Below are 18,786 nucleotides of genomic sequence, written 5' to 3' on the forward strand. Positions count from 1 at the left end.
TCAGCAGATCCTACGGCAGATCGGCTACCAGCCCCGTTCGGCGAGGCGGTGTGGCTGCGGGATGTCGTCGACGTTGATGCCGACCATCGCCTCACCGAGCCCACGTGACACCTTGGCCAGCACGTCGGGGTCGTCGTGGAAGGTGGTGGCCTGCACGATCGCCGCCGCCCGCTGTGCGGGGTTGCCGGACTTGAAGATCCCCGACCCGACGAACACACCCTCGGCGCCGAGCTGCATCATCATCGCGGCGTCGGCCGGGGTGGCGATCCCGCCCGCGGTGAACAGGGTGACCGGCAGCTTGCCGGCCTGCGCGACCTCGGCGACCAGCTCGTAGGGTGCCTGGAGTTCCTTGGCCGCCACGAACAGTTCATCGGCCGGCAGCGACGTCAGACGCCGGATCTCGTAGCGGATCTTGCGCATGTGGGTCGTCGCGTTGGACACGTCACCGGTTCCGGCCTCGCCCTTGGATCGGATCATGGCCGCGCCCTCGGTGATCCGGCGCAACGCCTCACCGAGGTTGGTGGCACCGCACACGAACGGCACGGTGAACGCCCACTTGTCGATGTGGTTGGCGTAGTCGGCGGGGGTCAGCACCTCCGACTCGTCGACGTAGTCGACCCCGAGGCTCTGCAGGACCTGCGCCTCGACGAAGTGCCCGATGCGGGCCTTGGCCATCACGGGGATGGACACCGCCGAGATGATCCCGTCGATCATGTCCGGGTCGCTCATCCGCGAGACACCACCCTGGGCGCGGATGTCGGCCGGGACGCGTTCGAGCGCCATCACGGCGACCGCACCGGCGTCCTCGGCGATCTTGGCCTGCTCGGGGGTGACCACGTCCATGATCACGCCGCCCTTGAGCATCTCGGCCATGCCGCGCTTGACGCGCGCAGTGCCCTGCCCGACGGTCGGCCCGGTGCCGTTGAGGGTGTTCGGGGCATCCGGTCCGGGAGTGCTCCCTGACTGGAACTGACTCACTTGATGTCTCCTGATGTCGTCAACCCGGCAGAACATGCCGGGGTCCGCGTGACGCGGGCTGTCCCCCAAGTCTAGGCGAGGTCAGGAACCACTCCCCGGGGTGACCCGTTCGACGATCTCGAAGAACTGCGGCAGCTCGGCGGTGCCGCCGAGATGGAGCCACGCCACCAGCCGCCGCTCGGCGAGGCTGCGGGTGTCGCGGACGGCGTCGTTGTAGAAGCGGCGAGCCATCATGATGCGGGTCTCGGCGTCCGCGAGTTCGACGACGAGACCCTGCGGCCGGGACTGGGTGTCGAGCTGGGCGAGCAGTGTCGACACGGTGTTCTCGGCCTGCTCGCGGGTGTCGGGTGTGGCCCGTTCGGCCTGGTCGGCCGCCACGGTGAGGCGTTGCCCCGCCTCCCGCGCCGTGTCGTCGTAGCTCACGCTCATGCCCGCGGCGATCGCCCTGGCCACCACTGCTCGGCGCGCCAGCGCGGCGTCGAGTGCCTGTCGTGCCAGATCGACGCGGACGTTGAGACGGTCGAGTCGATTCGCGGTCTGATACGCCCAGCCGGCCGCGAGGACGACGAGCAACACGATCAGCGCGATGATCGCCACCGTCAACCCCGAGATCGTCATCGCCTCCCCCTCCGCCTCTGCGTCCGCGTCTGTGTCTGCGTCGGCACTACTCGGCCACCACGACCGGGCTCGCACCCACCGTCACGGTCTCGTACACGCGCAGGATCTGATCGGCCACCCGCGACCAGTCGTACCGGTCGGCGCGTCGACGACCCGCCGCCACCAGCTCGGCCCGGGCGTCGTCGTCGGACAGCAGGTCGATCAGCGCCTCGCCGAGGTCGTCGGACGACCCGGTGGCCACCAGGCGTCCGGACCGGCCGTCGTCGAGGACCCGCCGGAACGCGTTGAGGTCGCTGGCCACCACCGCCGCCCCGGCGGCCATCGCCTCCACCAGGACGATCCCGAAGCTCTCGCCACCCAGGTTGGGCGCGCAGTACACGTCGGCCGAACGCAGCGCCCGCGCCTTCGTCTCGTCGTCGACCTGACCGAGGAAGACCAGATGGTCGGCGAGGGCGCCGGCACGTCGGCGCAACGCGCGCTCGTTGCCGCCGCCGACGACGAGTACGCGGACATCCGGGAACCGGACCACGATCGCCGGCAAGGCGCGTATCAGGATGTCGATGCCCTTGCGGGGTTCGTCGTAGCGGCCCAGGAACAGGATCGTGCGTCCGGGCCACGGATAGCCCTCCAGCGGTTCGGCTCCGGCGAAACCGGCCGCGTCGATTCCGTTCGGGATCTCCACCGCATCGGAGCCGAGGGATTCCATCTGCCAGCGCCGCGCCAGCTCCGAGACCGCGATCTTGCCGGCGATCCGCTCGTGATACGGCCGCAGGATGCCCTGGAACACCGACAGCCACATCGACCGGGTCGTCGAGGTGTGGAAGGTCGTGACGATCGGCCCCGAGGCGACCATCAGCGACAACATCGACAGACTCGGCGCATTCGGCTCATGCACGTGCAACACGTCGAAACGACTCCGAGCGACCCAATCTCGCAGCCGCAGATAGCCGGTGGGACTGAAGTTCACCCGCGAGACCGACCCGTTGTACGGGATCGCCAGGGCCGGACCGGCCGAGACCACATAATCCGGCAGCGGGGTCTGCGGCGCCGAAGGGGCCAGCACGCTGACCTCGTGGCCGCGTTCGATGAACACCTGCGCGAGCTCGACCACGTGGGCCTGCACCCCGCCGGGCACGTCGAACGAATACGGGCAGATCATCCCGATCTTCATCGGCCGACCTCCCCGGTCGGCGCGGGGCCCCCGGCCCCGTCGGTGCCGATGCGCGCCCGGCGGGCCTGCGACCAGTCCGCCTCCCACAACGGCTGCAGCATGTGCCAGTCCTGGGGATGGGCCGCGATGTTGGCGGCGAAGGCATCGGCCAGTGCCTGGGTAGCCGACTCGACGCCGCCGGAGACGTCGATCGGCGCCCCGCACGAGATCAGCGACGTCGGCGCCTCGGTGAACCAGTGATGCACCGGCAGCAGCGCGGCACCGGTTTCGATGGCGAGTCGCGCGGAACCGGCGGGCATGCGCGTCTTCTCACCGAAGAAGGTCACCGGGACGCCGTGACGTGCCAGGTCGCGTTCGCCCAGAAGACAGACGATGCCGTTGTCACGCAGCCGTTGCGCCAGTTGACCGAACGGAGGTTGCTCGCCGCCGCTCAGCGGGAAGATCTCGAAACCGAGCGACTCGCGGTAGGCGACGAACCGTTCGAACAACGATTCCGGTTCGAGGCGTTCGGCCACCGTGGTCAACCTGCCGTAATGCTGCACCAACCAGACACCGGCCATGTCCCAGTTGCCGGTGTGCGGCAGCGCCAGCACGACTCCTCTGCCACGCGCGATCGCCGCATCGAGGTTGGCACGGTCGGCGGGAGGAACGGTGACGGTGGCGGCGGTCTCGGCCATGTCCTGGGTGGGTAGCCGGAATGCCTCGCACCAGTAGCGCGCATACGACCGGACTGCTGCTGCGACCAGCTCGTCGGGCACCTCCCCCGGCGAGGTTCCTACGACACGGGCGAGGTTGCGCCGCAACTGATCCGGACCGCCGTTGCGTCGTCCGACGAATCCGCCGGCGCGGTCGAAGGCGGCGCGCGCCCACCCCTCGGGGGCGTGGCGAACAGCCGCCCACCCGGCCGCGTATCCCAGATCCGACAGTCGCGACGTCAGCGAGCTCATCGGGTCCTTTTCGCCGTCAGCATGGGTGTCAGTGTGCCCCGGCGGGGCGCTGCGTGCCGGTCGGGGGTTCCTCGTCGCGGCCCTCCACCGTGTGCTCACCCTCGTCGGAGTCCTCGGCGTCCTCGGATTCGTTGGACCCGAGCGGGATCAGCTCACGGGCACTTGGCGACTCGTGAATCGACCACATCCGCTGTCCAACCGTGATCACCGACAGAACGGCCAACGCCCACATCGCCACGTGGATCGCCCAGTCGAGACTGAGACCGGTGAGGCCGGCACCGACCAACACGATGATCAGGCGGTCGGGTCGCTCGATCCAGCCGCCGTCGCCGTTGAGTCCGCTGGCCTCTGCGCGCGCCTTGGCGTAGGAGATGACCTGCGAGGTCACCAGGCAGATGAGGGTGGCCACCAGCAGCAGGCTGTGTGGTTCGGTGATCGCGCACCACCAGGCCAGCCCGGCGAAGATCGCGCCGTCGGCGACCCGGTCGCAGGTCGCGTCGAGGACGGCCCCGAACCGGGTGCCACCGCCACGCGCCCGAGCCATCGCGCCGTCGAGCATGTCGAACATCACGAACAGCCAGATCACCAGCGTCCCGACGAACAGGTGACCCATCGGGAACAGCGTCAGTGCGGCAACGATGGTGGCGGTCGTGCCGATGAGCGTCATGAGGTCCGGGGTCAGTCCGGTGCGCAGCAATGCACGGCCCAGCGGCAAGGTCACCTTCGACACCGAGGCACGGCCCCGGATGCTCAGCATCTGACCGCTCCTTTCCTCCCCCGACCGACCGGCATCACGACTGTTCGTGCCACGCCGCGGCGAGCAACGAACGGGTGTCGCGCAGCAACTGTGGCATGACTTTCGTCTCGCCGACAACCGTGATGAAGTTCGCGTCGCCGATCCAGCGCGGCACGATGTGCTGGTGCAGGTGTTCGGCCAGGGAGCCGCCCGCCGCGTACCCGAGGTTCAGGCCCACGTTGAACGCATTCGGGTTGGACACGGCCTTGATGGTCCGGATCATGCGCTGCGTGAATGCCATCAACTCCGCGGATTCCACCGCGGTGAGCGCTTCGAGGTCGGCGACCTGCCGGTACGGCACGATCATCGTGTGACCGGGGTTGTACGGGTACAGATTGAGCACCGCGTACACGGAATCACCGCGCGCGACGATCAGGCCCTCTTCGTCCGACATCGTCGGGATGTCCAGGAACGGATGCCCGGTCGCCTTCTCCGACGGTGGCGGGTCGGCGGTGATGTAGGTCATGCGATGCGGACTCCACAACCGCTGCAGGCGATCCGGGTCGCCGGTTCCGCAGTCACGGATCTCCCCGTGCGCACGGTTCTGGTCGGGTTCAGCCATCCGTCGAGTCCGATCCGGCGACGACACCGGGATCGATGACATCGGCCGTCGGGGAATCGTTGCGTCGCGACTCGACCCAGCCGCCGATGACGTCGACCACGGTGTCGACGGGGACACCGTTCACCTGGGTGCCGTCCCGGAATCGGAAACTGACGGCGTTCGCGCTCACGTCGCGCTCGCCGGCGAGCAGCATGAACGGCACCTTCGCCTTGGTGTGGGTGCGGATCTTCTTCTGCATGCGGTCGTCGGAGAAGTCGACCTCGGCACGAATCCCGCGCCGGCGCAGTTCGGCGATCACACCCTGCAGATGATCGCCGAATGCCTCGGCCACCGGGATGCCGACCACCTGCACCGGCGCCAGCCAGGCGGGAAACGCCCCGGCATAGTGCTCGGTGAGCACCCCGAAGAACCGTTCGATCGAGCCGAACAGTGCACGGTGGATCATCACGGGGCGATGCTTGGCACCGTCGGCGCCGGTGTATTCGAGTTCGAATCGTTCAGGCTGATTGAAGTCGAGCTGGATCGTCGACATCTGCCAGTTGCGCCCGAGCGCATCCTTCACCTGCACAGAGATCTTCGGGCCGTAGAACGCGGCGCCCCCGGGGTCCGGCACGAGATCCAGTCCCGATTCCCGGGCCACCTCCGCGAGGGTGTTCGTGGCGATCTCCCAGGACTCGTCGTCGCCGACGAACTTCTTCGGGTCCTTCGTCGACAACTCGAGGTAGTAGTCGTCGAGGCCGTAGTCCTTGAGCAGGTCGAGCACGAAGGTCAACAGCGACCGCAGTTCGTCGCGCATCTGCTCGCGGGTGCAGTAGATGTGGGCGTCGTCTTGCGTCATCCCGCGTACCCGGGTGAGGCCGTGCACCACGCCCGACTTCTCGTAGCGGTACACGGACCCGAACTCGAACAGCCGCAGCGGCAGTTCGCGGTAGGACCGGCCGCGCGAACGGAAGATGAGGTTGTGCATCGGGCAGTTCATCGGCTTCAGGTAGTAGTCCTGAGCCGGCTTGCGGACCGTGCCGTCCTCGTCGTACTCGGCATCGAGCTGCATCGGCGGGAACATGCCGTCGGCGTACCACTCGAGGTGACCGGACAGCTCGTACAGATGCGACTTGGTGATGTGCGGGGTGTTGACGAACTCGTACCCGGCCTCCGTGTGTCGATGCCGCGAGTAGTCCTCGAGCTCCTTGCGGATGATGCCGCCCTTGGGGTGGAACACGGGCAGACCGGAACCGAGTTCCTCGGGGAAGCTGAACAGATCGAGCTCGGCGCCGAGCTTACGGTGATCGCGGCGTTCGGCCTCGGCGAGCAACTCGAGATAGGCGTCTTGGGCTTCCGACGACTCCCACGCGGTGCCGTACACCCGCTGCAGGTCTGCGTTGTCCTGGTCGCCGCGCCAGTAGGCGGCCGAGCTGCGGGTCAGCTTGAACGCGGCGATGTACTTGGTCGTCGGCACATGCGGCCCGCGGCACAGGTCGCACCAGATCAGTTCTCCGGTGCGGGGATTGAGATTGTCGTACGCGGTGAGCTCCGCTCCACCGACCTCCATCACCTCGCTGTCGGCCGCGGCGCCCTTGTCGTCGATCAGTTCGAGCTTGTACGGCTCGGACTCCAACTCCATCCGCGCCTGGTCCTTCGACGCGTAGACGCGCCGGGAGAACCGCTGCCCCGATTTGATGATCTGTTTCATCTTCTTCTCGAGGGCGGCGAGGTCCTCGGGAGTGAACGGGTCGGCGACGTCGAAGTCGTAGTAGAAGCCGTCCTTGATCGGCGGACCGATGCCGAGCTTGGCCTCCGGGAACAGTTCCTGAACCGCCTGGGCGAGCACGTGGGCACACGAATGCCGGATGACGCTGCGTCCGGCCTCGGTGTTGGCCGCCACCGGTTCGACGTCGGTGTCGAGTTCGGGCACCCACGACAGATCGCGGAGTTGTCCCGCCGCGTCGCGGACCACGACCACCGCCTCGGGGCCCTTGTTGGGCAGATCATGGTCGCGCAGCGCAGTGCCCGCGGTAGTCCCAGCTGGCACACGGATCGTGGCAGGGCTGGTCACCATCACATCGTCGGGCACGAAACCGCTCCTCTGGTGGTCGTTCGGGTTGCCTGCAGGCACACCGGATCAAGGCTGTTGTGGCAGCACGATCGTATCCGGGTGGCGGATACGCATCCGCACCGGCGCACACCGGATCAGGGTATCGGCCCGGCCGACCGTGTGGCGTCGATGTCCACCCAGCCTGTCACCCCCTTCGGCACTCCGCCCACCGTTCGCGGCGTCGCAGGTCTCCGGCCATTTCGGGCCATCCCGATATCCGGCGCGCGCAGTACGATTGCGGGGTTCGAACCGCCGCAGGCAGTCGGGCCGGGGGACGACAGCTTCCACGAACCCGTCAGCTTCCACGAACACGTCGACAGGGAGGCCGGGACATTGAATCGAAGCGATCGATGCCCCATGGATGCGGCGGTGATCCGACAGGAATCCGGTGGCGGGTGACGTCGTCGGGGCCCTGCGGGCCCACCTGCACGCCCATGATCCTGAACACGACGCCCTCCGTCGTGCCGTGCGCTCGTGCGCATTCATTCCCGCGACCTTCGCCATCGCCTTCTACGTCGTCGGCGGCACGCAGACCCCCGTGTTCGCGGTGTTCGGATCGTTCGCGCTCCTCGTCTTCGTGGACTTTCCGGGCGACCGACGAACCCGCGCGACGAGCCACCTCGGGCTCGGGGTGGTCGGCGCGGTGCTCATCACCCTGGGCACCGCGCTTTCCGGGATCGCGTGGGCGGCGGTGCTCGCGATGTTCGTCGTCGGCAGTGTGGTCCTGTTCAGCGGCGTCGTCAGCGCGGCGTTCGCGGCGGCGGGGCGGTCGGTCCTGCTCACCTTCGTGCTGCCGGTGGCCGTACCCGCACCCATGGGTGCGGTGGCCGACCGACTGTTGGGATGGGGGCTCGCCGTCGCCTGCTGTGTGCCCGCCGCGTTGTTCGTGCTGGCACCGGTTCACCACGACCGGCTCCGCGAACGCGCGGCCCGCAGTTGCCTGCTTCTCGCCGAGTTCGTCGAGGGCACGGGTGACGCGGTTGCGGTTCGCGCAGCCGCCGCCGATCTCGAGAAGAGCTTTCTCTCCGGCGCCTGCCGTCCGGTCGGCCTGTCCGCAGGCAGCCGTGCACTCGTCCGGGTGGTGAGCGAGCTGCAGTGGCTCACCGATCGGCTCACCTCTGCGCGCACGTCGGCGCGCGGACCGTCGCCGACGACCCGCGCGGCGCTGCTGCGAGCCGCCGCGGCGACCCTGAACGCCCGGACCGCAACCGATCGTGACCGTTCGCAGAGCGAGCTCGAGACGCTCGTCGCTGAACTCGACGTCGAACGCGATCGGTGGTTCAACGACTTCGCCGAGACCGTTGATCAGCACGGCGCATCCGCTGTCCTCGAGTCGCACGCCGTGGATTCGGCGGTCATCGCCGCCGGCCGGATCATCGCGTGGTCCGGCGCTGCCGACGCGCGCCCGGTACTCGACCGCATCCTGGGACGCCGCATCCCGTCCGTGTTCGCCGACGGACGACCGGCCCCCACGTCGCTCAGCTCACCCAACTACCTGCGGGGCTACCTGCGGTGGGGATCGGTGTCCCTGCGGGACAGCCTGCGCGGCGGGCTCGGCCTGGCGATCGCGGTCGGCGTGACCGAGCTCTTTCCCGTTCAGCACGGATTCTGGATTGTGCTCGGCACGATGTCGGTGTTGCGCAGCTCGGCGCTGACGACCGGTTCGTCGGTGCTGCGGGCGTTGGTCGGTACGTTGTTGGGCTTCGGGTTGGGTGCTGCGCTGCTCATCGCGGTCGGTACCGGACCGGTTGCCCTGTGGATCGCGCTCCCGCCGGCCGTGTTCCTCGCCACCTACGCACCCGAGGTGATCTCGTTCCTGGCCGGGCAGGCCGCGTTCACGCTCGTCGTCGTGCTCTTGTTCAACGTGATCGCACCGACCGGATTCGAGGTGGGCGTGATCAGGGTCGAGGACGTGGCGATCGGGGCAGCCGTCGCCGCCGTCGTCTCGCTGGCCCTGTGGCCGCGCAATCCCATGATCGCGTTGCGTCGTCAACGCGCCGAGGCCGCCGGGTCGGTCGCAGATCTGCTGGCCGCCGCCGTCCGGAGGGTGACACGTCATCGTCCGGTCGAGGCGGGCCTGGAGGTGGATGCTTCGCGGACCATCCGGACCTTCGAGGACGATGTCCGCAGGTACCTCACCGACCGAGGGGGCACTCCCGACGACATCGACGCGGTCATGGCCTCGTCGTCGCGAATGCTGCGGACCATGCTGGCGGCCGAACGGATCGCCCAGATCCCACTGCGCGGATCATCGACGTCGGACACCGCGGTCCGTGACGCGCTCGAACAGCACGCCACGTCGGTCGGAGCCCGGCTGGACGGTGACCCCGGCGGGCGAATTTCGGCGTCGGTGGCGGCCGATGTCCTGGACGCCCGCACCACACCCACCGTTCCCAGCGACCTGCTGTGGGCCGCCGCCTATCTCAACGATCTCGAACAGATGTGGCGCCATCCGACACCTGCCGCGCCACACTCCCCCGGCCCGTAAGAATGACTTCGTGGGTCAGGACAGGATCGGGCTGTCCAGCCAGGCGGCGTCGATGCCCACCCAGCCGGCGACGAGGCCGAGGGCGCCGAGCAGCCACAACGTCACGACGACGACGGCGGCCGTGCCCAGCCAGACGATGGCCTGCACCGACCAGTGTTGTCGCCCGATCCAGTCGATCCACAGGTCGTACTTGCCGCGCGCGAACTTGAGGAGTCGGTGAGCCCACGTGAACTCAGACGCGAGGATGCCCAGCCCGACGAAAACGGTCAACCAACCTGGTCCCGGATACGGGATCGTGACGATGCCCACGAGCAGCACGATCGTGCCGACCACGCCGACGGCGACTCGATAGGTGAGATAGAGCCGGGGGTTACGACGAATGAGGTATCGCTTCTTGCGCCACCACAGCCGCAACTGCTTCCAGCCCGACATCGTCCTCGTTCCCACCCCTGTGACCGTTTGTGCCCGACCAGCCTAGCCGACCGGGGTGACCACCTCGGTGGGCCGATCGAGCGCGGACACGCGATGAACGCGACTCCGGTGCACGCCGGTTACCAACGTCACGATGATTGTGACGAGCAACACCAGGGGGTAACAGCCCGCGTAGAAGACCACCGCGAGTCGGTCGAACCACTGCGGATCGGGCCATCGCGGCATCATGAAGAGGCCCAGGGCGATCGCGTGATCGGAGCTCAGCCGCGGCCCGCTGTCCCACCAGTGATACCACCAGGTGAACGAGACGGTGACGATGCCGATCGGCCCGAGCCACCGCCACCAGACCACCCACCCGCGGTCGCGCGAACCGCGATAGGCGACGTCGAACGCCACCACGAACAGCGGGACGAACCACACCCAGTGATGGCCCCAACTGAACGGCGACACGGTCGCCGCCGTCATCCCGATGATGCACACGGCGAGCAACTCCCGGCCGCGTCGATGAGCGACGCAGGCCGCCCACACACCGAGCACTGCGGCGATCGCGGCGAAGGGCATCCACAACCACCACGGCGCCTCGTATACCCGGATGCCGTCGAGCGGGTGGGCGAACCGTCGGATGTCGAAGTAGGCCAGCAGTTGTGACACGAACCCGTTGACGGACTGGTTGGCGGGTGAGTCGACCATGCCAACCCGCGCCGTCCCGGCCACCGCCTGGGTCCAGTACGTCCACGAGTCGCGGGGCACCACCAGGAACCCCACGACGACGGTCGCGGCGAACACGCAGAGACCCGTCACAACGGCGCGCCACTGCCGGATCGCGGCCAGGTAGACGAGGAAGAACGCGGGTATCAGCTTGAGCCCGGCGGCCACGCCGACCCCGACGCCCTTGAGCCGGGAGCCCGGCCGCACCAGATCCAGCAGGGCGAGGTCGACGATGATCAAGGTCATCAGCACGATGTTGATCTGCCCCAGCCAGATGGTGGTGCGCACCGGTTCGAGCGCGGTGGCGCTCACCGCGAGCAGCACGGCGAACGCATACAGTCGGCCGTCGCATCGATAGCCCAGACTGCGGAAGCCGAGCACGATGACGCAGGCGAGCATGCCGAAGGTGGTGACCCACCAGCCGAGGGCTGCAACGCCCTCCGCGACGAGTGCCACCGGGGTGAGCATCAACGCGGCGAACGGCGGATAGGTGAACTCGAGGTGCCACAGGACCGGCCCGACGTACAGCGGTTCACCGTCCAGAATCGTCTGCGCGCCTGCGCGATACACCTTCAGATCGGTGAGGTTGGCGAACAACCCGTAGAACGGGTTTCCGAGTGGCACGGCGGCGACGTGCCACATGACGACCCCAATGGCACACACGGCGGCCAGCGCCACCAGTCCCCAGGTGATCGGGGGCGCAACCGACCGCTCCCGATCCGGGGCGGCGGCTGCGCACGCAAGGCGAACATACCGGCGCCGGACCTCGGTGGCGCGGAGAATCGCCGTGGGAGTGCGACATTCGCCGCCTCATCGGGTGGTCGGTCATTCGTGCAGATGCACCGCGGAAATTTCGCTTGACCGGCACTCAAATCAGTGCTTGAGTGATGGTCAAATGAAAACGACTCGTGCCTACACCCAGTCCGACCGTGCCGACAGCACCGTCGCCACCCGCGACCGAATTCTCGCCGCGGCGACGAAACTGTTCCTCGAGAAAGCCTTCGAGGACGTGACACTCGCGGCGATCGCCAAGGCCTCGGGCGTATCGCATCAAACGGTGCTCAATCATTTCGAGTCCAAGGCGGGCGTCGTGGTCGGCGTGACCGAGGTGCTGGCCGCGGAGACGTTTGACGCGCGCGCGGCGCGCCCCGGTGACCTGGAGGGCGCCATCACCGCGCTCGTCGGGAACTACGAACAGATCGGCGATGCGAACGTCCGCTGGGCGATGGCCGCGGATCGGTTCCCCGACCTCAACGCTCAACTGGATGTCGCGCGCGCCGGCCACCGCACCTGGCTGGCAACGGTTTTCGCCGACAGCATCCCGACGAACCCGAAACGGCGCGAACAGTTTCTGGACGCGCTGCACGCGGCCACCGACGTCTATGTCTGGAAACTGCTCCGACGCGACCTGGGGCGCAACCGCGCAGACACCGAGAAGACCATGGCCGGCCTGGTGGCCGGCATCCTGACAGGAAACTCAACATGACCACTCGCACATATCTGTTCGCGCTCGTCGACGGGGGCGGCACTGTTCCGCCGGAACTCGGTATGGTGCGCCGACTCGTCGAGCGCGGGCATCACGTCACCGTGCTCGCCGAAGCGTCGATGATCCCGGATGTGGCAGCCACCGGCGCAGAGCACCTGCCGTGGACGGCGGCCCCGAACCGTGCGTCACGGCTACCGGAGGACGCGTACTACCGGGACTGGGAGTGCCGCAATCCGTTCGAACTGTTCCGGATGCTGCTCGACCACCAGTTCATCGGTCCCGCCCCGGGCTACGCGCGGGACACGGCCGCAGCGATCGACACCGTCCGACCCGACCTCGTCGTGTGTTCGTTCTTCGCGATCGGCGCGATGGTTGCCGCGCAGGCGCGGGGAGTGCGGTTCGATGTCCCGTTCCCCAACGCCTACCTGCTGCCCGTCGACGGAATGCCGCCTGCGTGTCTCGGCTTGATGCCCGCCCGCGGCCCGCTGACCCGACTCCGGGACCGGATCATCGGCCGTGTGACGTTGCGGCAGTGGAACAAGGGAGTGCCGAGGCTGAACGCACTCCGCGAGGTTTACGGCCTGCCGCCGGTCGCCGAGTTCTTCGACCAGGTCCATCTCGCACGCAGGCACCTGGTGCTCACGTCGCGGGAGTTCGACTTTCCCGCACAGATGCCGGACCACGTCCGCTATGTCGGCGCGGTGCTCGACGACCCGGACTGGGCGACCACGACATGGACGCCGCCCGCGGGTGACGAACCGCTGGTCCTCGTCGCGCTGTCGTCGACGTTCCAAGATCAGACGGCCTGCCTGCAACGCGTGATCGACGCTCTGGCGGAGTTGCCGGTGCGCGGCTTCGTCACCACCGGTCCGGCCATCGATCCGTCCGCCCTGACGGCACCCGACAACGTCACCGTGGTCGCGGCGGCACCCCATTCGGCAATTCTCCCGCACGCGAGCGCGGTCATCACCCACGCCGGCCACGGCACGGTCGTCCGCGCTCTCGCGGCGGGGACACCGATCCTCGCACTCCCCCATGGCCGCGACCAACCCGACAATGCGATTCGGGTGAGCGCCCGCGGAGCTGGGATCACTCTGTCGCGCAAGGCGAGTCGGCGCAAGATCGCCACTGCGACACGGCGGTTGCTGGCCGATCCCGCCTACGCCGAGTCCGCCGAGAGGCTGGGATCGATCATTGTCCGCGATTCGCGTACGGATGCGGTGATCGCCGAGCTGGAAGAACTCGAACTGCCAGACGGGTCCGCCGCACGGCCGATCATCTGATCCGGCGTCTCCTACGGCGTGCGCTGACCTCCGCCCGGTGGTCGGGGCTGTCAGTCGAAACGGTGAGCGCGCGCGCCGTCGGCATACGCCGGCCATCCGGATTCGCCCGTGGTGGCGAAATCCACCCACGCCCGATGCATGTCATCGGCAATGCGCTGGTCGGGTTGCGGACCGACCAACGCGTGCGCTGCGTCGAGGTGATCGAACACAAACGGGATCTCGACGGCGTGTCCGGCCTCGATGTCGGCCTGCGGGCTGCGATAGCCGAACTCGTAGAGGAACGTCGATCCGGGCGGACGGGAAAGCGCGATGCTCGTTGTCGGCGCGGAGAAGGCTCGCGCGGTGAGTGCCTCGGCGAGTGCGTCTCCCGGGGTCGCACCAGCGTCCAATCTGCCGCGCAGAAAGTCCAGGCCGCCCGGTGCCCGCCCCAACACCGCTGCCGCGCCGTCCTCACTGACCGCAGCGGCACCGCCGGTGGCCGCCATGAAGAAGCGGTATTCGTCCGCGTTCCACCCGGCGATCAGGGGGATGTCCGCGCCCGCGCCGTCGGCGATCGCGACGTGCGGAACGCTGGTCAGGATCTCGCCGTCGATCACGGGGAACTGGGACATGATCCCCATGCCCACATTGATCACCGATGTTCCCCACAGTGCGGGGTCGGGATTGGTCATCAGCTCCAGCGCCATCTGCGTCTGCGCCCTGAGTAGTGCCGCGGCGTCGACGCGGCCCAGGGCGTCGACCGTCGCTTCAACGCCCAGTAACGCGGCGACTCGTTCGGTCACCTTGCGCGCATCGGACACATCGGCCGCCGCCGAACCGTTGCCGCTCTGCATGATCGCCCGGTGGAACAGACCTTCACCTCGTGGTGAGGCGAGCAATGACGCCACGCTCATCGCGCCCGCCGACTCCCCGAAGACGGTCACGTTGTCCGGATCTCCGCCGAATGCCGCAATGTTCTCGCGTACCCATTCCAGCGCTGCGAGCTGGTCGCGAAGACCGCGATTCTCCGGCGCGCCGTCGATCGAGGCGAAGCCCGCGGTCCCCAGCCGGTAGTTGATACCGACGCAGACGACGCCGTCGCGGGCGAATGTGTCACCGGCGTAGATCGTTATCCGATTGGAGCCACGGGTGAAGGCACCGCCGTGAATCCACACCATCACCGGCAATCCCGCACCACCGGGGTCGGGTGTCCAGACGTTGAGGTTCAGATAGTCGTCGCCAGGCACGATCACGTTCTCGAGGAGGGCGGCGATGGGGGCCGGGTACGGAACCTGGGGCGCCGTCGGGCCGTACTCGGTGGCTGCCCGCACACCATCCCATCCCGGCGGGCTGGTCGGTGCTGCAAACGCTGCCGGCCCAACGAGCGGTGCGGCATAGGGAATCCCGAGGAATGACGAGATCCCGTCGACGGTGCAGCCCACTACCCGACCGGCGGTGGTGCTGACGACGGGAGCATTCACGGAGGCACGGGTCACAGTGTCCGACCGTACAAGACGCTCCGCGACGGCGAGCCGATCCGGCGCGCCCGGGTGAGCTGCTGCCTGCTGTCGACCGTCCACGGTCGTTCCGATCCCACGAAGCGCTGACCCGCGCGGAAGCGGCGCGGACTCAGGGCACGAGCCGTATCGTCGACAACGTGCAGGAAACGTCGTATGCACAGTGCGGCGATCTCAGCCTGGCGTACCGAGTATTCGGCGACGGGCCAATCGAACTCGTCTTCGTCGGCCCGATGGTCACTCACCTCGAGTTGTTCTGGACGGTCCCGGAGTTCAAGTCCTTCTTCGATCACCTGGGTTCCTTCTGCCAGGTCCTACTCTTCGACAAGGCCGGCGTCGGCTTGTCGGATCCACTCCCCCGCGTCCGCACGATCGATGACCGCGCCGCCGAGATCGAGGCGGTGATGGACGCCGCCGGATTCACCGACGCCGCGCTGTTCGGTATGAGCGAAGGTGGTGCGCAGTCGATTCTGTTTGCCGCGCGACGACCTGAGCGTGTGCGAGCACTGATCCTGTTCGGGTCGTTCGCATTTCTCGCCGGGGCGGATTGGAAAGCTCTGGAAGGCGATCCGACACAGCTGCAAGCACGTCAGCGGAGCGAACTCGGTGAGGCTTTCACACCGCCGATCGAGAAGATCGCCGGACTCCAGGAATTCGCGCGAGCCGCCAGGAACGCCTGGGGAACGGGCGCGGCGAGCAAGTGTCTGTTCCCGTCGACCCAGTCGATGCGCCAGCTCGCACTGGTCGAGCGGATGTGCGCCAGTCCCGGCATGGCGCGGGCGACGATGCAATCCAACCTCGCGATCGACGTCCGGGCGATCCTGCCCACGCTCTCCACACCGACCCTGGTGATCCATGCCCGTGACGACACGATGCCCGTGCAGTGCGGCCGCTATCTCGCCCATCACATCCCCGACGCCCGCTGGCTCGAGGTCGACGGGATCGACCACGCACCGTGGGCCACCGAGCCCGACCGAATCCTGACCGCGATCGAGGAGTTCCTCACCGGAAGCCATGCTGCGCCACCGCAGTCGCATCGCGCGCTGCGCACGGTGCTGTTCACCGACATCGTCGCGTCGACGCGGCACGCCGAGAAGGCGGGCGACGAGCGATGGCGAGCGGTGCTGCATCGCTTCGGCTCGATCACCGCCGAGGAGACGGAGCGTTTCGGTGGCACCGTGGTGAAAAACACCGGCGACGGACACCTCTCGACGTTCGATGGTCCGACGCAGGCCATTCGCTGCGCCGAAGCGGTACGGACCGAGACCGAGATGATCGGTGTCGAGATCCGGGCCGGGATACATGCCGGTGAGTGTGAACTGATCGGCGACGACATCGGCGGAATCGCCGTGCACATCGCCGCACGCATCCTCGGGCAGGCCCGGCCGGGCGACATCCTGGTGTCCCGCACCGTCCGCGACCTGGTCGTGGGTTCGGGAACCGGCTTCGCCGACCGCGGAATCGTCGAACTGCGGGGTGTCTCCGGGATGTGGCAACTATTGGCGGTCGAGCGGCATGGGGTGCTGGCCGGATCGGCGGAGGCGCAACTGATCGCCACGCCGACACCTGGTCCTCGGGTGGCGATGCGGGGCGCAGATCGGGCGGTCGGCCTGATGGCACGGCACACGCCGTGGATTCTTCGTGGACTGGCCCGCCTCGGACCGACGAACGGACAACGGTGAGATCGGCCGCAGAGATGAATGGTGGTCCCGGCTGGGATCGAACCAGCGACCTTCCCGGTGTGAACGGGACGCTCTTCCACTGAGCCACGGGACCGTGTTTCGGCGCGAGGCGCGCCGGTGCACGAGGAGGAAGGTTACACGGAGTTCTGCGTCTACCCCAAATCCGCGTGTTCGGGACGTGTCTCTGGCTACCCACACCGTCCCTGGCTGGACATCCTCACGTTTGCAGCGCTCTGACCAGGCGATTTGGTGTGTCGCGAGTACGTCCGATAGTGTTCTGCTTCGCGTCGAGAGCACAAAAGATCCACAAGATCGCTCCCGACCATGCGGATGTAGCGCAGCTGGTAGCGCATCACCTTGCCAAGGTGAGGGTCGCGGGTTCGAATCCCGTCATCCGCTCGGCGCGAGTCCTCTCGCATCTGGTGGTGTGGCCGAGTGGTGAGGCAACGGCCTGCAAAGCCGTGTACACGGGTTCGATTCCCGTCGCCACCTCCACACCAATTGCATACCCGCGCGATTAGCTCAGTGGGAGAGCGCTTCCCTGACACGGAAGAGGTCACTGGTTCAATCCCAGTATCGCGCACCATTGTTATTGCAGGTCAGGCACCCTTTCGAGGGTGCCTTTCTTGTTGTCACGACGTGGTGACTCTGAACGCTTCGACGGAAAGTGACATACGCGAAGCCAACTCTTGTTTCGATCAGCAGATGTCGACACTTCTCACCTCCCCCGAGCTCGATATCCAGCTTCTCTTCACCGAATCCGTTCCAGAGGTCACCGAGTTCCTCCGGGATGTGGTTCGCAAGCAGGAACCCATTGCGGTGACCGTCGGCGACCCCGAGCCCACCGCATACTTCGTGAACCTCGCCCGCCTGACGCAGTTCACCCTGACCGATCACGAACCGGAGCAGGACGGCGACGGCGCGGTCACTGTGCTGTTGTCGATCGCGCAGGTACGGGAGTAGCCGCCATACCGCCTGTTGACTTCACTCAGTGCTCCACGTCACAATCACGATCGGAACATGACATATATGTCATGTTCTGCTCGGGTTTGATGCGGGTGCACCTTTGGTGACTGCCTCGCGATCGGGCATGTCAGCGACAAGGAGGTCACGTGACGACATCGGAATCAACCACCGACATGCGCGAACTCGGTGCCCGAGTACGCAACTGGGGTCGTTGGGGCGCCGACGACGAGCGCGGGACCACCAACCTGATCACGCCCGAACGAGTGGCCGCGGCAGCCGGCCTGATCCGCACCGGAGAGATCTTCGACCTCGGCATCCCCCTCGACGCCGACGGTCCGCAGCCCGGCGGCGTCCGTATGAACCCCATCCGTCTGATGTCGGAGAACGGACAGGAACAAGTCCTGCCCGGCGGCTTCAAGTGGGCCGACGATTTTGTCTTCATGCCGCTGCAGGCCGGCTCGCAGTACGACTCCCTCGCTCACGTGCACTACGACGAGAAGCTCTACAACGGCCATCCCGGCGACGAGGTCACCATCAAGGGCGCGGGCAAGTGCGGCATCCACACCCAGGGCAAAGGCATCGCCGGCCGCGGGGTGCTGCTCGACATCGCCCGTCACCGCGGGGTCGACTGGCTGGAGGCCGGGTCGACGATCGGCGCGGACGAGCTCGACGCGGTGGCAGCGGCGCAGGGCGTCGACGTCGGGCCCGGCGACATCCTGCTGTTCCGAACCGGCTGGCGCGCCAAGTTTCTCACCGAGCGGGACCCCCACGGATTCATGTCCGGCGAGCCCGGCCTGGCGCTGAGCAGCGCACAGTGGCTCCGCGACCGTGACGTCGCGGTCGTCGGCTCCGACAACTGGGCAATCGAGGCGATCCCGGGCGAGAACCCCGGCGCGCTGTTCGAAGTGCACATGGTGTTGATCCGCGACATGGGGATGACGCTGGCCGAGATGCTCGACTTCGAGGAACTCGCCGAGGCCTGCGCCGCCGATGGCCACTACGACTTCTTCTTCGCCGGCCCGCCGCTGAAGTTCACCCGGGGTGTCGGCTCCCCGATCAACCCGTTGGCGATCCGCTGATG

General features: G+C 67.5%; 16 protein-coding genes and 4 tRNA genes. 9 read left to right on the plus strand and 11 right to left on the minus strand.

What is annotated here, in order from left to right; genetic code table 11:
• Positions 1-24 precede the first annotated feature (24 nt).
• From pdxS to thrS, 7 genes are all read right to left on the minus strand, one after another.
• A complete protein-coding gene (gene pdxS / locus VZC37_RS09095) occupies positions 25-978 on the minus strand; it encodes a pyridoxal 5'-phosphate synthase lyase subunit PdxS (protein ID WP_330432139.1) in 954 nt (317 codons plus the stop codon).
• 81 nt (positions 979-1,059) lie between these two features.
• The gene (locus VZC37_RS09100) at positions 1,060-1,596 is read right to left on the minus strand and encodes a LemA family protein (protein ID WP_330432140.1); all 537 of its coding nucleotides are present in this window, start codon (positions 1,594-1,596) and stop codon (positions 1,060-1,062) included.
• A gap of 46 nt (positions 1,597-1,642) precedes the next feature.
• Entirely contained in the window at positions 1,643-2,767 is a 1,125-nt protein-coding gene (locus VZC37_RS09105) for a glycosyltransferase family 4 protein (RefSeq protein WP_330432141.1), read from the minus strand.
• Positions 2,764-3,714, minus strand: coding sequence for a phosphatidylinositol mannoside acyltransferase (locus VZC37_RS09110; RefSeq protein ID WP_330432142.1), 951 nt, complete (start codon positions 3,712-3,714; stop codon positions 2,764-2,766). Before VZC37_RS09110 ends, VZC37_RS09105 begins: the two co-directional genes overlap by 4 nt.
• A 28-nt stretch (positions 3,715-3,742) precedes the next feature.
• On the minus strand, positions 3,743-4,471 hold the full coding sequence (gene pgsA / locus VZC37_RS09115; protein ID WP_330432143.1) for a phosphatidylinositol phosphate synthase: 729 nt from the start codon (positions 4,469-4,471) through the stop codon (positions 3,743-3,745).
• Between the two features lie 34 nt (positions 4,472-4,505).
• Positions 4,506-5,072 carry an ATP adenylyltransferase gene (locus VZC37_RS09120; RefSeq protein WP_330432144.1) on the minus strand — a complete coding sequence of 189 codons (567 nt, stop codon included), beginning with the start codon at positions 5,070-5,072 and terminating at the stop codon, positions 4,506-4,508.
• Positions 5,065-7,143, minus strand: a complete 2,079-nt coding sequence (thrS, locus tag VZC37_RS09125; RefSeq protein ID WP_330432145.1) for a threonine--tRNA ligase — start codon at positions 7,141-7,143, stop codon at positions 5,065-5,067. Before thrS ends, VZC37_RS09120 begins: the two co-directional genes overlap by 8 nt.
• Before the next feature lie 409 nt (positions 7,144-7,552).
• On the opposite strand from thrS, the gene VZC37_RS09130 reads away from it, so the two are divergent.
• Positions 7,553-9,652 (plus strand): FUSC family protein, encoded by a 2,100-nt coding sequence (locus VZC37_RS09130; RefSeq protein WP_330432146.1) that lies wholly within the window; start codon positions 7,553-7,555, stop codon positions 9,650-9,652.
• Positions 9,653-9,667: 15 nt separating this feature from the next.
• Here the strand turns inward: VZC37_RS09130 and VZC37_RS09135 are convergent, their stop codons facing one another.
• The gene (locus VZC37_RS09135; RefSeq protein WP_330432147.1) at positions 9,668-10,084 is read right to left on the minus strand and encodes a TIGR02611 family protein; all 417 of its coding nucleotides are present in this window, start codon (positions 10,082-10,084) and stop codon (positions 9,668-9,670) included.
• Between the two features lie 42 nt (positions 10,085-10,126).
• Positions 10,127-11,470, minus strand: a complete 1,344-nt coding sequence (locus tag VZC37_RS09140) for a glycosyltransferase 87 family protein (protein ID WP_330432148.1) — start codon at positions 11,468-11,470, stop codon at positions 10,127-10,129.
• 217 nt (positions 11,471-11,687) lie between these two features.
• Here VZC37_RS09140 and VZC37_RS09145 point away from each other — a divergent pair, with 217 nt between their 5' ends.
• Together VZC37_RS09145 and VZC37_RS09150 are read left to right on the plus strand one after the other, a co-directional pair.
• Positions 11,688-12,278: a TetR/AcrR family transcriptional regulator gene (locus VZC37_RS09145; RefSeq protein ID WP_330432149.1), complete on the plus strand. Its 591-nt coding sequence runs from the start codon at positions 11,688-11,690 to the stop codon at positions 12,276-12,278.
• The gene (locus tag VZC37_RS09150) at positions 12,275-13,561 is read left to right on the plus strand and encodes a glycosyltransferase (protein WP_330432150.1); all 1,287 of its coding nucleotides are present in this window, start codon (positions 12,275-12,277) and stop codon (positions 13,559-13,561) included. The genes VZC37_RS09145 and VZC37_RS09150 overlap by 4 nt, the downstream gene beginning before the upstream one ends.
• A 50-nt stretch (positions 13,562-13,611) precedes the next feature.
• On the opposite strand, the gene VZC37_RS09155 is transcribed toward VZC37_RS09150, so the two are convergent.
• Positions 13,612-15,036: a carboxylesterase/lipase family protein gene (locus tag VZC37_RS09155; protein ID WP_330432151.1), complete on the minus strand. Its 1,425-nt coding sequence runs from the start codon at positions 15,034-15,036 to the stop codon at positions 13,612-13,614.
• Between the two features lie 161 nt (positions 15,037-15,197).
• Between VZC37_RS09155 and VZC37_RS09160 the strand changes: the two genes are divergently transcribed.
• Entirely contained in the window at positions 15,198-16,739 is a 1,542-nt protein-coding gene (locus VZC37_RS09160; protein ID WP_330432152.1) for an adenylate/guanylate cyclase domain-containing protein, read from the plus strand.
• A gap of 19 nt (positions 16,740-16,758) precedes the next feature.
• Here the strand turns inward: VZC37_RS09160 and VZC37_RS09165 are convergent.
• Positions 16,759-16,833, minus strand: a tRNA-Val gene (locus VZC37_RS09165).
• 232 nt (positions 16,834-17,065) lie between these two features.
• Between VZC37_RS09165 and VZC37_RS09170 the strand changes: the two genes are divergently transcribed.
• From VZC37_RS09170 to VZC37_RS09190, 5 genes are all read left to right on the plus strand, one after another.
• Positions 17,066-17,138: transfer RNA gene (locus VZC37_RS09170), tRNA-Gly, on the plus strand.
• Between the two features lie 22 nt (positions 17,139-17,160).
• Positions 17,161-17,234 (plus strand) — tRNA-Cys (locus VZC37_RS09175).
• 16 nt (positions 17,235-17,250) lie between these two features.
• Positions 17,251-17,325: transfer RNA gene (locus VZC37_RS09180), tRNA-Val, on the plus strand.
• A 119-nt stretch (positions 17,326-17,444) separates the two neighbouring features.
• On the plus strand, positions 17,445-17,702 hold the full coding sequence (locus tag VZC37_RS09185; RefSeq protein WP_330432153.1) for a hypothetical protein: 258 nt from the start codon (positions 17,445-17,447) through the stop codon (positions 17,700-17,702).
• A 176-nt stretch (positions 17,703-17,878) separates the two neighbouring features.
• A complete protein-coding gene (locus tag VZC37_RS09190) occupies positions 17,879-18,784 on the plus strand; it encodes a cyclase family protein (protein WP_330432504.1) in 906 nt (301 codons plus the stop codon).
• Positions 18,785-18,786 lie beyond the last annotated feature (2 nt).

It is taken from the genome of Gordonia sesuvii, from assembly GCF_036350415.1.
Taxonomy (GTDB): domain Bacteria; phylum Actinomycetota; class Actinomycetes; order Mycobacteriales; family Mycobacteriaceae; genus Gordonia; species Gordonia sesuvii.

What these genes read in the sequence shown, in the direction of transcription:
- VZC37_RS09185 (WP_330432153.1), top strand. Translation starts at nt 17,445, where the DNA reads ATGTCGACACTTCTCACCTCCCCCGAGCTCGATATCCAGCTTCTCTTC.
- VZC37_RS09145 (WP_330432149.1), top strand. Translation starts at nt 11,688, where the DNA reads ATGAAAACGACTCGTGCCTACACCCAGTCCGACCGTGCCGACAGCACC.
- VZC37_RS09135 (WP_330432147.1), bottom strand. Translation starts at nt 10,084, where the DNA reads ATGTCGGGCTGGAAGCAGTTGCGGCTGTGGTGGCGCAAGAAGCGATAC.
- pgsA (WP_330432143.1), bottom strand. Translation starts at nt 4,471, where the DNA reads ATGCTGAGCATCCGGGGCCGTGCCTCGGTGTCGAAGGTGACCTTGCCG.
- VZC37_RS09150 (WP_330432150.1), top strand. Translation starts at nt 12,275, where the DNA reads ATGACCACTCGCACATATCTGTTCGCGCTCGTCGACGGGGGCGGCACT.
- VZC37_RS09105 (WP_330432141.1), bottom strand. Translation starts at nt 2,767, where the DNA reads ATGAAGATCGGGATGATCTGCCCGTATTCGTTCGACGTGCCCGGCGGG.
- VZC37_RS09190 (WP_330432504.1), top strand. Translation starts at nt 17,879, where the DNA reads ATGCGCGAACTCGGTGCCCGAGTACGCAACTGGGGTCGTTGGGGCGCC.
- VZC37_RS09100 (WP_330432140.1), bottom strand. Translation starts at nt 1,596, where the DNA reads ATGACGATCTCGGGGTTGACGGTGGCGATCATCGCGCTGATCGTGTTG.
- VZC37_RS09120 (WP_330432144.1), bottom strand. Translation starts at nt 5,072, where the DNA reads ATGGCTGAACCCGACCAGAACCGTGCGCACGGGGAGATCCGTGACTGC.
- VZC37_RS09110 (WP_330432142.1), bottom strand. Translation starts at nt 3,714, where the DNA reads ATGAGCTCGCTGACGTCGCGACTGTCGGATCTGGGATACGCGGCCGGG.